At 71.2% G+C, this 11,892-nt stretch carries 12 protein-coding genes; 7 read left to right on the top strand and 5 right to left on the bottom strand.

Annotation, left to right across the window (positions count from 1 at the left end; genetic code table 11):
• Positions 1-5: 5 nt before the first annotated feature.
• Positions 6-812 (bottom strand): enoyl-CoA hydratase, encoded by an 807-nt coding sequence (locus ACLF3G_RS14675; RefSeq protein WP_430670130.1) that lies wholly within the window; start codon positions 810-812, stop codon positions 6-8.
• Between the two features lie 134 nt (positions 813-946).
• Positions 947-1,552, bottom strand: coding sequence for a hypothetical protein (locus ACLF3G_RS14670; RefSeq protein ID WP_430670129.1), 606 nt, complete (start codon positions 1,550-1,552; stop codon positions 947-949).
• A 192-nt stretch (positions 1,553-1,744) separates the two neighbouring features.
• Here ACLF3G_RS14670 and ACLF3G_RS14665 point away from each other — a divergent pair, with 192 nt between their 5' ends.
• The 6 genes from ACLF3G_RS14665 to ACLF3G_RS14640 all read left to right on the top strand — a co-directional run bounded on the left by ACLF3G_RS14665 (position 1,745) and on the right by ACLF3G_RS14640 (position 7,236).
• On the top strand, positions 1,745-2,011 hold the full coding sequence (locus ACLF3G_RS14665) for a DUF4212 domain-containing protein (protein WP_430670128.1): 267 nt from the start codon (positions 1,745-1,747) through the stop codon (positions 2,009-2,011).
• A 2-nt stretch (positions 2,012-2,013) separates the two neighbouring features.
• Positions 2,014-3,804 (top strand): sodium:solute symporter family protein, encoded by a 1,791-nt coding sequence (locus ACLF3G_RS14660; protein ID WP_430670127.1) that lies wholly within the window; start codon positions 2,014-2,016, stop codon positions 3,802-3,804.
• Between the two features lie 83 nt (positions 3,805-3,887).
• On the top strand, positions 3,888-4,202 hold the full coding sequence (locus ACLF3G_RS14655) for a hypothetical protein (RefSeq protein WP_430670126.1): 315 nt from the start codon (positions 3,888-3,890) through the stop codon (positions 4,200-4,202).
• A gap of 10 nt (positions 4,203-4,212) precedes the next feature.
• Positions 4,213-4,503, top strand: coding sequence for a hypothetical protein (locus ACLF3G_RS14650; RefSeq protein WP_430670125.1), 291 nt, complete (start codon positions 4,213-4,215; stop codon positions 4,501-4,503).
• A 166-nt stretch (positions 4,504-4,669) separates the two neighbouring features.
• Entirely contained in the window at positions 4,670-6,382 is a 1,713-nt protein-coding gene (locus ACLF3G_RS14645; RefSeq protein WP_430670124.1) for a tetratricopeptide repeat protein, read from the top strand.
• The gene (locus tag ACLF3G_RS14640) at positions 6,379-7,236 is read left to right on the top strand and encodes a 4-(cytidine 5'-diphospho)-2-C-methyl-D-erythritol kinase (protein ID WP_430670123.1); all 858 of its coding nucleotides are present in this window, start codon (positions 6,379-6,381) and stop codon (positions 7,234-7,236) included. Before ACLF3G_RS14645 ends, ACLF3G_RS14640 begins: the two co-directional genes overlap by 4 nt.
• On the opposite strand, the gene ACLF3G_RS14635 is transcribed toward ACLF3G_RS14640, so the two are convergent.
• The 3 genes from ACLF3G_RS14635 to fsa are packed head-to-tail and all read right to left on the bottom strand — an operon-like array spanning position 7,233 to position 9,547.
• Complete coding sequence (locus ACLF3G_RS14635) at positions 7,233-8,165, bottom strand: tyrosine recombinase XerC (RefSeq protein WP_430670122.1); 933 nt, start codon at positions 8,163-8,165, stop codon at positions 7,233-7,235. The genes ACLF3G_RS14640 and ACLF3G_RS14635 overlap by 4 nt on opposite strands.
• A gap of 3 nt (positions 8,166-8,168) precedes the next feature.
• Positions 8,169-8,894, bottom strand: coding sequence for a DUF484 family protein (locus tag ACLF3G_RS14630; protein ID WP_430670121.1), 726 nt, complete (start codon positions 8,892-8,894; stop codon positions 8,169-8,171).
• Positions 8,891-9,547: a fructose-6-phosphate aldolase gene (fsa, locus tag ACLF3G_RS14625; protein WP_430670120.1), complete on the bottom strand. Its 657-nt coding sequence runs from the start codon at positions 9,545-9,547 to the stop codon at positions 8,891-8,893. Before fsa ends, ACLF3G_RS14630 begins: the two co-directional genes overlap by 4 nt.
• Positions 9,548-9,645: 98 nt before the next feature.
• Here fsa and ACLF3G_RS14620 point away from each other — a divergent pair, with 98 nt between their 5' ends.
• Positions 9,646-11,871 carry a primosomal protein N' gene (locus ACLF3G_RS14620; protein WP_430670119.1) on the top strand — a complete coding sequence of 742 codons (2,226 nt, stop codon included), beginning with the start codon at positions 9,646-9,648 and terminating at the stop codon, positions 11,869-11,871.
• The last annotated feature ends 21 nt before the right edge of the window (positions 11,872-11,892 follow it).

The following is an 11,892-nucleotide window of genomic DNA, read 5'->3' as shown; positions in this document are numbered from 1 at the left end:
CGGCGTCAGCGATCCTGCCAGACCGGCTTACGCTTGCCGAGGAAGGCCGCGATTCCCTCCGCCGCATCCTCGGCCATCAGGTTGCAGGCCATCACCCCGGCGGCATGCACATAGGCCTGGGCCAGCGGCAGGGCGCGCTGCGCGTGGAACGCCGCCTTGCCGAGCCGCACGGCATGGGCGGAGCGGGCGGCGATATGCGCGGCCAGGGCCTCCGTCGCCTGCGTCAGCCCATCCGCCGGAACAACGCGGTTCACCAGGCCGAGCCGGCGGGCTTCCTCGGCGCCGACCATCTCCCCGGTCAGCAGCATCTCCAGCGCCGGCTTGGCGGCGATGGCCCGCGACAGGGCGACGGCCGGGGTCGAGCAGAACAGGCCGATATCCACCCCCGGCGTGCAAAACCGGGCAGCTTCGCTGGCCACCGCCAGGTCGCAGCTGGCGACAAGCTGGCAGCCGGCGGCGGTGGCGACGCCCTGGACCTCCGCGATCACCGGCTGCGGCAGGGCGACGATGGCCTGCATCACCTCCGCGCAGCGCTGCATGGCGGCGTCGTAGAAGCCTTGGCCGGCATCCTCGTCGTTGCGATGCGCGGTGATCTCCCGCAAATCGTGACCGGCGCAGAACACCGGGCCGGCGGCGGCCAGCACCACCACCCGCGGGCCGCTGTCCTGGGCGATCTCGGACAGGGCGTGGTGCAGCGCGCCCAGCATGGCGAAGGACAGGCTGTTGCGGCTGTCCGGGCGGTTGAGGGTCAGGCGGGTGATGCCGGCCTCGCTGTCCTGCCGCAGCAGCAGGGGAGTCGAGCCGTCAGGCATGGGCCTGGCTTTGCATGTTGGCGTTCCCGTCATTGGCAGGCCGCTTCGGCCGGCGCGCAGACTGCGCCGCGGCCGGGGCCGGATGCAACCTTTTCAAAGCCGATTCAAGCCACTGGACCCCCGCTGGCCGGCGCTCAAGGCACCAGCGCCCGGGCCAGCGCCGGTGCGTGGAAGCGCTTCTCCATGCGCTGCTGCGCGGCGACCAGCTGGAAGCGCAGCGCGCCGGTGATGGCGACCGTCTCCCCGCGGCGCTGGTCGGGATGCACCGGCAACGTGGCCAACAACGTGGCCTGGGCGTTGATCGGGCGCCGGTCCGCGCCCTGCGGGGGTGCCACCTGCTGGGCCCGCAGATGGGCCTCCAGCGCCGCGCCCGCCGCATCCAGCGTGGCGCGCTCCGCCTCCGGAGCCGGCGACTGGTCGAGGAAGTCGCGGCCGATGCGGGCGAGGGAAGCGGCCAGATCCGGCTCCGCGCCCGGGGCATGCGGGCGCAGCCAACCCTCCGCCAGGGCTAGGATGTCCGGAGTCGCGGCGGCGAAGGTCTGCCAGCGGCAATGCGCCAGGGCCGCGAGGAAGTCCGGATCCTCGAAAAGCAGTCGTTCCGTTAATCCGGCCTTCACTCGGCAGTAATCCACCGCCGGCTTCTGCGCGACGAAGGCCGCCTGTTCGCCCAGAAAACGGGCGAAATCAGCCGCATCCTCGCTCGGAGGCTGGTAAAAGTGGCGCGTCAGCCACGACAGCATTGCGAATAAGCTCCCAGAACAGCAACGATGTTGCGAGGTGGTTTCAGACCATGATAGCCACCGAGACAGCGAAATTTCACCGGGCACGTACTGCAAACGGTGAATGCCGGGCCAAGCCGGTCGAGCAGGGGAGAATGGGGTATGCCGCTTGTGGAAGACACGAGGGGTCCACGCGGGCCAGTTTCGGCCAAGGTGGACCCGGGTGTAGATAAGGCGACGGGGGATGCCTATTGGCGCCGCACCTCCAGCCTGATGTGGATCATGATGGCGATCTGGGCCATCGCGGGCTTCGGTGTGCACCTGTTCGCCACCAGCCTTAACACCATCGTCATCCTGGGCTTCCCGCTCGGCTTCTACATGGCAGCGCAGGGCAGCCTGATCATCTTCGTCGTCTCGCTGTTCTGGTTCGCCTCCCGCCAGAACGCGATCGACGAGGAATTCGGCGTGGAGGAGGAATAGCCATGTCGGATTCCCCGAAAAGCGCCGACAGCGGCGACTTCCTGTCCAATCTTGGCCGCGTCTACGGCTGGTACACCGGCGGCTTCGCCGCCTTCGTGCTGGTCCTGGCGGTGCTGGAACAGGTCGGCGTGCCGAACCGGATCATCGGCTACCTGTTCGTCTTCCTGACCATCGGCGTCTACGCGCTGATCGGCTACCTCTCGCGCACCGCGCAGGTGTCGGAATACTACGTGGCGGGCCGGCGGGTCCCGGCGCTGTACAACGGCATGGCGACGGGTTCGGACTGGATGTCCGCCGCCTCCTTCATCGGCATGGCCGGCACGCTGTACCTGCAGGGCTATGACGGCCTTGCCTTCGTGCTGGGCTGGACCGGCGGCTACGTGCTGGTGGCGATCCTGCTGGCGCCCTATCTGCGCAAGTTCGGCGCTTACACCGTGCCGGACTTCCTGGGCGCGCGGTACGGCGGCAACCTGGCGCGGTTCTGCGGCGTCATCGTGCTGATGTCGGCGTCCTTCACCTATGTCGTGGCGCAGATCTTCGGCACCGGCATCATCGCGTCCCGCTTCCTCGGCATCTCCTTCGAGGTCGCGGTGTTCGTGGGCCTCGCCGGCATCCTGGTCTGCTCCATGCTCGGTGGCATGCGCGCCGTCACCTGGACGCAGGTGGCACAGTACATCATCCTGATCATCGCCTACCTGCTGCCGGTCGTGCTGCTGTCCGCCAAGGTGACGGGCGTGCCGATTCCGCAGCTGATGTACGGCCAGGCGCTCGAGCAGATCGAGCTGCTGCGCACGACGAAGGAGGCCCTGGCGGGAGCGCCATCCCACGTCACGCCGTTCATCAACTCCGACCCCTTGAACTTCTTCGGGCTGATCTTCTGCCTGATGATTGGCACGGCGGCGCTGCCGCATATCCTGATGCGCTACTTCACCACGCCATCCGTGCGCGATGCGCGGAAGTCCGTGGCGTGGAGCCTGTTCTTCATCTTCCTGCTGTACTTTACCGCGCCGGCCTATGCGGCCTTCGCCAAGCTGGAAGTCTTCACCAACGTCATCGGCGCGCCGATCGCGAGCCTGCCGGAATGGGTCAGCATCTGGACCAACATCGGCCTGGTGCGGGTGACGGATGCGAATGCGGACGGCATCCTGCAGTTCCGCGAATTCGTCATCAACGCCGATGCCATCGTGCTGGCGACGCCGGAAATCGCCGGCCTGCCCTACGTCATCGCCGGCCTGGTCGCCGCCGGTGGCCTGGCGGCGGCGCTGTCCACCGCGGACGGATTGCTGCTGGCCATCGCCAACGCGCTGAGCCATGACATCTACTTCCGGATGATCGACCCGAAGGCGAACGCCAAGCGCCGCCTGACCATGGCGCGTGTTCTGCTGATCGCCGTCGCGATCGTCGCGGCCTGGGTGGCCAGCACACGGCCCGCCGGCATCCTGGCCATGGTGGCCTGGGCCTTCTCCATCGCCGCATCTGGGCTGTTCCCGGCGCTGGTGATGGGTGTCTGGTGGAAACGCACCACCTCCGCCGGCGCCGTCGCCGGCATGATCGTGGGCTACGGCGTCTGTCTGTTCTACCTGATCGGCACGCAGTACTACGGCATGCCGCTGTGGTTCGGGGTGCGGAACATCTCCTGCGGCCTGTTCGGCATCCCGGCCGCCTTCCTCACCACCTTCGTCGTCAGCCTGATGACGCCGGCACCGTCCCAGGCGATGCAGGACTTCATCGACAGCATCCGGACGCCGCGCGGCGGCGTGCGCATGGTGGGTGGGGAGAAGGTGCTGGACTGACAGGCGCCTGTATGCCTGAACCACGGGCGGGGCGCCGAAGGGTGCCCCGCCCTTCCTCTGTCCGCAGCCTTTTCCGGTGACCGATGGACCAGCCGCATTTCATCCTCGGGCACCTTCCGTTCTGGCTGGTGACCTACAGCCTGGCCGTGGTCGGCTGGACGCTTTTCGGCCGTTTCCTGATGCAGTTCTTCATCGCCCCCGACAGCCGGCTGTACATCTGGCGCTGGTTCCGCCTGCTGACCGATTGGGCGGTGCGCGCCGCGTCCTGGCTGGTGCCGCGCTACGTCGCGCCGCAGTATCTGCCGCTGGTCGCAGCCTTCTGGATCTTCAGCTTCCGCATGGCCTTCGGCATCTTCATGTGGTCCGCCGGCTGGGCGCCGCGGCTGGCGCCGGCTTGAGCATGATCCGATGAGCCCACAGACGCTGTTCCTGGTCGCGATGACGGCCAGCCTGCTGACCGGCATGACCAGCCCCGCCACCGGCCTGGTCTTCGGGCTTTGGCCGCTGTGGTACCCGCAGGTGGTCACCCCGGTGCAGGAGCTGATCTACTACGGCGCCAGCCTGATCGTCGCGACCGCCACGCTGCTGGCCTCCGCCATCCCGGCCGCCATTGCCGAACGGCTTGGCGCTTCGCAGGTCGCCACCATGGCCTTCTGGGCCGGCGGCGCGGTGCTGCTGCTGGTGCTCGGCATGGGATAGAGCGTGATCGCCACAGGCTGGAACGGCCGGAGGCGTGAAGCGCGCGAAGCGGAAGGCCGGATCATGATCCGCGCCGTGTCTTTTCGGCATCGCCACGCTGCACCCTGTTGCAGCGCGGCCACGCCATCCTGGCAAGGCGGCCGGCTTGCCTGCTAGGTTTTCCGACATGAACAGCTCCCTCCCGCCCCGCCGCATCCTTCTGCTGCTGGCCGCCATGGTGGCCGGTGGTGCCGCCGCCGGCACGCCGAGCCCGGCCACCGTGCCGCAGGTCGCCGCTGAGCCGGTTGGTGTCTTCGGCACCTACCTCGCGGGCCGCTTCGCGCAGTCCGAGACGGATACAGCCGCCGCCGCCGACCGGCTGCTGGAGGCGCTGCGGCGCGATCCAGACCAGGCGGAGGTGCTGACCCGCGCCTTCGCCGCGGCGCTGCTGGACGGGCGGCCGGAGGCGCTGCGCCTGGCCCGCCGCCTGCCGCGCAACCAGACCGCCGGGCTGCTGCTGGTTGGGTCGGAGGCGCTGGCCGGCCGCTGGGAACGCGCCGAGGGCCGCGTGCGCGCGCTGCCCAACACCGGCCCCGCGCAGCTGCTGCGGCCGCTGCTTCTGGCCTGGATGCAGCAGGGCCGCGGCCAGACCGATGCCGCCATGGCAACGCTGCGACCCCTGACGGAAGCTGGCGCGCTGCGCGGCATCCACGCGCTGCACCTGGCGCTCATCGCCGATCTCGCTGGCCGGCCGCGGGAGGCGGAGCGCGCCATCCGGATCGCCATGGCCGAAACGCCAGCGCCATCCATCCGCCTGCTGCAACTGGCCACCGCCATCCTGGTGCGCAGCGGGCGGGAGGCGGAGGCGATGGCGCTGGTGGACGGCCTCGGCCGCGGCCCGGGCGACTATGCCGTCGCTGCCGGAACCGATGTCGGCCGGCAGGCGCTGCTGGGTGCGCGGGGCATGGCCTCGGCGGTGGAGGGCATCGCCGAATCCTACCTCTCCCTCGCCACCGCGCTGCGCCAGCAGGGGGCGGGCGATGCGGCGCTGATCCTGGCGCGGCTTTCGCTGCGGCTGCGCCCCGATTTCGCGCCCACGCTGCTGCTGATCGCGGAAGGCTATGCCGAGGAGAACCATCCGGACAGCGCGCTGCGGGTGCTGGAGGCCGTGCCGGCCGCCGATCCGCTTGCCACCGTTACCGCGCTGCGTCGCGCCACGCTGTTCGACCGGCTGGAGCGGGTGGAGGCGGCGGAGGCGGCGCTGCGCGGGCTGGCGGTGGACCTGCCGACGGCACCGCAGCCGCTGCTGCGGCTCGGCGACCTGCTGCGCGCCCGCAGCCGCTTCCCGGATGCGGTCGCCGCCTATGACCAAGCCGCCGCGCGCATCGCCACGCCCGGCGTGCAGGACTGGCCGCTGTTCTATGCCCGCGGCATCTCCAACGAGAGATCCGGCGACTGGCCGAAGGCGGAGGCGGATTTCCGCCGTGCGCTGGAGCTTTCGCCCGACCAGCCCTACGTCCTGAACTACCTCGCCTATACCTGGGTCGAGCGCAGCGAGCGGTTGCCGGAGGCACGCCAGATGCTGGAACGCGCGGTGGCGCTGCGGCCGAACGACGGCAACATCGTCGACAGCCTCGGCTGGGCGCTGTTCCGCATGGGCGACATCCCGGGGGCCATTGCCGCCCTGGAACGGGCGGTGGAGCTGGAGCCGCGCAACTCCGTCATCAACGACCACCTGGGCGACGCCTATTGGGCCGCTGGCCGGCAGCAGGAGGCCCGCTTCCAGTGGAGCCGCGCGCTCGGCCTGGAGCCGGAGGCGGCGGACCTGGCCAAGATCACGCAGAAGCTGCGCCACGGCCTGCCCGAGCCGCCTGCCGCGACGGCGCAGCGCAGCGAGTGAGCGGGCAGGCGCCGGGCTTCGCACCGGCCAAGGTCAACCTTTTCCTCCGCATCACCGGCCGGCGCGAGGACGGGTACCACCTGCTGGACAGCCTGGCGGTCTTCGCCGGCGTCGGAGACCGCGTCTCGGCCCAGGCCTCCGACCGGCTGGAATTGACCCTGGCCGGGCCGGAATCGACGGCGCTGGCGGCGGAGCCGGACAACCTGGTGCTGCGCGCGGCGCGTGCGCTGGCAGCCGCTGTGGGCCGCCCCGCACTGGCGGCGCTGCACCTGGAAAAGCATCTGCCGGTGGCGTCCGGCATCGGTGGCGGGTCGGCTGATGCGGCGGCGGCGCTGCGGGTGCTGGATGCGCTGTGGGACACACGGCTGGGGCCGGAGGGGCTGGCGCGGGTGGCGGCCGGGCTCGGGGCAGATGTGCCGGTCTGCGTCGGAAGCCGGCCGGCGCGGATGCGTGGGGTGGGGGAGGTGCTGTCCCCGGTGCCGGCGCTGCCGCCGCTCGGCCTGCTGCTGGCCAATCCGCAGGTCGCACTGGCGACGCCCGCGGTGTTCCGGGCGCGGGTGCCGGGTTTCTCGGCAGAGCCCGCCATGCCGGCGGGCTTCGCCAATGCCGCGGCGCTGGCGGATTGGCTGCGGCCACTCGGCAATGATCTGCAGGAGGCGGCGATCGGCCTATGCCCCCCGGTGGCGGAGGTATTGGCCGCGATCGCGGCACGGCCCGGCTGCCTGATGGCGCGGATGAGCGGCTCCGGCGCCACCTGCTTCGGGTTGTTTCCGGACCCGGCCGGAGCCGAGGCGGCGGCAGCGGCCCTGCCACAGGACTGGTGGCGCTGGGGCGGCGGCCTGGCTTTGGGTTAATCGGCGCGCGGATGCGCCTGGCGCCAGGTCTCCAGCAGGGACGCCGCATCCACGCTGGTGTAGCGCTGCGTGGTCGACAGGCTGGCGTGGCCAAGCAGTTCCTGAATCGACCGCAGGTCGGCGCCGCCGCCCAGCAGATGCGTCGCGAAGGAGTGCCGCAGCGCATGCGGCGTCGCATGTTCCGGCAGGCCGGCCAACCGACGCCAGTTGCGCAGGGAACGCTGCGCCACCGCCGGGTCCAGCCGCCCGCCGCGGGCGCCGACGAACAGCGGCGCGTCCGGACGGCGGTCCGGGTGTTCGGCCAGCCACGCTTCCATTGCCTGGCGCACCGCGGGCAGCACCGGCACCAGGCGCTGCTTGTTGCCCTTGCCCGTCACTCGCAGGGCGCCGTCCTGGCCCGGTCGCGGTGCATCGCCCACCTGCAGCGCCAGGGCCTCCGCGATGCGCAGCCCACAGCCATACAGCAGGGTGAACAGCGCCACGTCGCGCGCCGCCTGCATCCTCGGCTGTTCCGCCCGGTCCGGGTCGTGCACGGCGCCGATGCCGGCGGCGGCTTCCTTGGCTTCGGATGGTGAAAGCGCCCGCGGCACCGGCTTGCCCGCGCGTGGTCCGCGCAGCCCGGCCAGGGCGGTGGCTGGCTGCCCGTGCCGCTTGGCCAGATGCCGCAGGAAGCCGCGCAGCGCCGCCAGGCGGCGGGCGCGGGTGGTGTTGCCGTCGCCGAGGCGGGCGCGGTCCGCCAGGAAGGCACGGAGATCAGCCGGTCGCAGCGCGCCGAGCGCCGCGACATCCGGCTCCTCCCCCAGGTGCTTCGTCAGGAAGCCGAGAAACAGCGACAGGTCCTGGCCATAGGCCTCGACCGTATGCGGACTCGCGCGGCGTTCCGCGGCCAGCATGGCGAGCCAGCCGGCCAGGGCCTGCGCGCCCTCCATGGGCTAGCGGGACAGCGCCGCCGCGACGGTGCGGCCGAGGAAGGCGAAGGTCGTCGTCGTCTGCCGCACCGGCAGCGCCGACGCATCCCGCGCGCCGAGGGCCAGCAGGCAGGGCGTGTTGCAGGACAGCGGCACGCGGATCAGCGCATCCCGCGTCACCAGCGGCGCGGCTTCCGTGTGCAGCAGCACGGCATCCGTCACCTCGGTCCGCACGCGGGCATCGCGCCCTCGGCCGATCAGGTTGGAAACGCCGCCGGCGGGCAGCGCCAGCATCCCGGCGCGGCGAAAGCCGAAGCCGCGGTCCTGGTTGTGCGGGCCCGGTTCCACCAGCAGGTTGCAGCTTTCCACCCGCAGCAGCGCCGGCAGTTCCTGCATCACCGTCTCCACCACGTCGCGCGAGCGCATCAGCGCCAGCACGGCGAGGCGGACCTGCATCATCAGCGTGGCCCCGGCGCGGCCATCGTCGATCGCGGCGCGCATCTCGGCTTCCAGGCCGCGGGTGCGGGCGCGTTCGGCGGCGACCATGGCGACCATGTGGTCGGCCATGTTCTCCCCGTGGATGCGGCGCGGCGGCGTCAGGGCGCGGTAGAGGTCTGGCCGGCGGGCGAGGAAATCCGGGTGTTCGGCCAGGTACGCCGCAACCTCCTCGGCCATCGAGTCAAGGCCCTGCGGATCAGGCGCGGCACGACCGGCGGTGGTGTCGAGGATGGTGGCGGCGTTCGTCTTCACAGGATGCTTTGCCCCGTCTTGGCCCAATCGGCGAGGAAGGCGGACAGCCCGCTATCGGTCAGCGGGTGCTTCAGAAGCTGCCGGATGACGCCGGGCGGCAGGGTTGCCACATGCGCGCCCAGCTTGGCGGCCTGCACGAGGTGGATCGGGTGGCGGACGGAAGCGACCAGCACTTCCGTCTTGATCCCGGGGTAGTTGCGGTAGATCTGCACGATATCGGCGATCAGCAGCATGCCGTCGGTCGCGATGTCGTCCAGCCGGCCGACGAAGGGCGAGATGAAGGCCGCCCCCGCCTTCGCCGCCAGCAGCGCCTGGGCGGCGGAGAAGCAGAGCGTGACATTGACCGGCGTACCCTCGTTCGCCAGCGCCCGGCAGGTGCGCAGCCCAGCTTCCGTCAGCGGCACCTTCACCGCGACATTGGCGGCGATGCCACGCAGGTACTTGCCTTCGGCCAGCATGCCGGCGAAATCGGTGGCGGTGACCTCCGCGCTCACGGGGCCATCGGTGATGGCGCAGATCTCGGCGATGACATCCGCCATCTTGCGCCCGGACTTGGCGATCAGGCTCGGGTTGGTGGTCACGCCGTCGACCAGCCCGGCTTCCGCCAACCCGCGAATTTCCGAGACGTCGGCCGTGTCGACAAAGAATTTCATCAGACGCAATTCCTATAACGTCAGGTTCTGCAACGCACGTCCCGCGCATACGCCGCGGTTTATTTTGTTTCGGTTTTGTTTGTCTTGGAGCTTATAGCATGCACCCCCCCGGGTGGAAGGCGCCGCATCCGAACCAACCGGCGGGCGTGTCTTCTGCGCCACGAATCCGTGTTCTGCTGCCACTTCCGCTGGTGGCTGGTGCGTATGACTACCGCGTGCCGGCCGGCATGACGGTCAATCCTGGCGATTTCGTGGTGGTGCCGCTCGGCGGGCGGCAGGTGGTGGGTGTCGCCTGGGACGGCGCCACCGACCCCGCGCTGCCGGAGGCCAGGCTGCGCAACGTGGCCGAGGTGCTGGACGCGCCGCCGATGGGCGAGACGTTGCGCCGCTTCGTCGCCTGGGTCGCCGCCTATACCCTGGCCCCGCCCGGTGCCGTATTGCGCATGGCGATGAGCGCGCCGGCCGCGCTGGAGCCGGCGCCGGCCCGCGCCGGCTGGCAGGCGGCCCCCGCGGAGGCCACCCGCAAGCTGACCCCCGCCCGCGCCCGCGTGCTGGCGGCGCTGGCACCGGGCGAGGTCCGTGCCGGCCGCGATCTGGCCGAGGCCGCCGGCGTTTCCCCCGCCGTGATCCGCGGCATGGCCGATGCCGGCCTGCTGGTGCCGGCCCTGCTGCCGCCCGGCCGGGCTTTCGCGCCGCCGGACCCGGACCATGCCGGCCCGGTGCTCGGCGTGGAACAGGCGCTGGCCGCGGCGGCGTTGCGGGGCAAGGTCGCGGCCCGGGATTTCTCCGTCACGCTGCTGACCGGCGTGACCGGGTCCGGCAAGACCGAGGTCTACCTCGACGCCGTCGCGGAATGTCTGCGGGCCGGCCGGCAGGCGCTGGTGCTGCTGCCGGAGATCGCCTTGTCCGCCCAATGGCTGGAACGCTTCCGGGACCGCTTCGGCGTCGACCCGGCCCTGTGGCACTCGGAACTGGGCTCCCGCACGCGCGCAAAAACCTGGCGGGCGGTGGCCGAAGGGGAGGTGGGGGTGCTGGTCGGCGCGCGCTCCGCCCTGTTCCTGCCCTTCCCCGACCTCGGCCTGGTGGTGGTGGACGAGGAGCACGAGACCGCCTTCAAGCAGGAGGAGGGCGTCGTCTACCACGCCCGCGACATGGCGGTGGTCCGCGCCCGACTTGCGAAGGCGTCCTGCGTCCTGGTTTCCGCCACGCCGTCCCTGGAGACGCTGAACAACGTCGAGGCCGGCCGCTACGCGCATCTCGACCTGCCGGAACGCCACGGCGCCGCCGGCATGGCGCGGGTCGAGGCGCTGGACCTGCGGAAATCGCCGCCCGAGCGCGGCCGCTTCCTGGCGCCGCCGCTGGTGGAGGCGATCCGGGAGACGCTGGCGCGCGGCGAACAGGCGATGCTCTTCCTCAACCGCCGCGGCTATGCGCCGCTGACGCTGTGCCGCGCCTGCGGCCACCGCATGCGCTGCCCGAACTGCACCGCCTGGCTGGTGGAACACCGCGCGCAGAAGCGCCTGCAATGCCACCATTGCGGCCATGCCGAGCCGATCCCACCCGTCTGCCCGGAATGCGCCGCCCCCGGCACGCTGACGCCCGTCGGGCCGGGCGTGGAACGGGTGGTGGAGGAAGCGACGTCGCTGTTCCCGGATGCGCGGCGCATCGTCATGGCCAGCGACACCATCCCTGGCCCGGCGGCGGCGGCGGCGGCCGCGGCGGCGATCTCGGCCCGGCAGGTGGACTTGATCATCGGCACGCAGATCGTGGCCAAGGGCTGGCACTTCCCGGGGCTTACTCTGGTCGGCGTGGTCGATGCCGATCTGGGCCTTGCCGGTGGCGACCTGCGGGCGGCGGAGCGTACGCTGCAACTGCTGCACCAGGTCGCCGGCCGCGCCGGGCGGGCGGAGGCGCCGGGGCGTGTGCTGATGCAGACCTTCAATCCGGATCACCCGGTGATGCAGGCGCTGGTCTCCGGCGACCTGGAGGCCTTCATGTCCGCCGAGGCCGCCGGCCGCCGCCCTGGCCACTGGCCTCCCTTCGGCCGCCTCGCTGCTCTGGTGGTGAGTTCCCAGGATGAGCGGGAGGCGGACCGTGCCGCCCGCGACCTCGGCCTTGCCGCGCCAAGGGCGGAGGGGGTGGAGGTTCTGGGGCCGGCGCCGGCGCCGCTCGCTTTGCTGCGGGGGCGGCACAGGCGACGGCTGCTGCTGAAGGCCCGCAAGGACGTGCCGGTGCAACCGCTGCTGCGCGAATGGCTGGAACGTGTGAAGCTGCCGAACAGCGTGCGGGTGCAGGTGGATGTGGACCCGGTCGGGTTCCTGTAGCCGCGCGCGACGCACCTGGGA

Source organism: Falsiroseomonas sp. HC035 (assembly GCF_050563525.1).
Taxonomy (GTDB): Bacteria; Pseudomonadota; Alphaproteobacteria; order Acetobacterales; family Acetobacteraceae; genus Falsiroseomonas.
The sequence above is the reverse complement of the archived record's forward strand: the minus strand, read 5'-3'. Positions and strand labels throughout refer to the sequence as shown.

Bases quoted from the DNA above. Each gene is read 5' to 3' on its own strand.
- ACLF3G_RS14675 (WP_430670130.1), bottom strand. From the start codon at position 812: ATGCCTGACGGCTCGACTCCCCTGCTGCTGCGGCAGGACAGCGAGGCC.
- ACLF3G_RS14670 (WP_430670129.1), bottom strand. From the start codon at position 1,552: ATGCTGTCGTGGCTGACGCGCCACTTTTACCAGCCTCCGAGCGAGGAT.
- ACLF3G_RS14660 (WP_430670127.1), top strand. From the start codon at position 2,014: ATGTCGGATTCCCCGAAAAGCGCCGACAGCGGCGACTTCCTGTCCAAT.
- ACLF3G_RS14655 (WP_430670126.1), top strand. From the start codon at position 3,888: ATGGACCAGCCGCATTTCATCCTCGGGCACCTTCCGTTCTGGCTGGTG.
- ACLF3G_RS14650 (WP_430670125.1), top strand. From the start codon at position 4,213: ATGAGCCCACAGACGCTGTTCCTGGTCGCGATGACGGCCAGCCTGCTG.
- ACLF3G_RS14645 (WP_430670124.1), top strand. From the start codon at position 4,670: ATGAACAGCTCCCTCCCGCCCCGCCGCATCCTTCTGCTGCTGGCCGCC.
- ACLF3G_RS14635 (WP_430670122.1), bottom strand. From the start codon at position 8,165: ATGGAGGGCGCGCAGGCCCTGGCCGGCTGGCTCGCCATGCTGGCCGCG.
- fsa (WP_430670120.1), bottom strand. From the start codon at position 9,547: ATGAAATTCTTTGTCGACACGGCCGACGTCTCGGAAATTCGCGGGTTG.
- ACLF3G_RS14620 (WP_430670119.1), top strand. From the start codon at position 9,646: ATGCACCCCCCCGGGTGGAAGGCGCCGCATCCGAACCAACCGGCGGGC.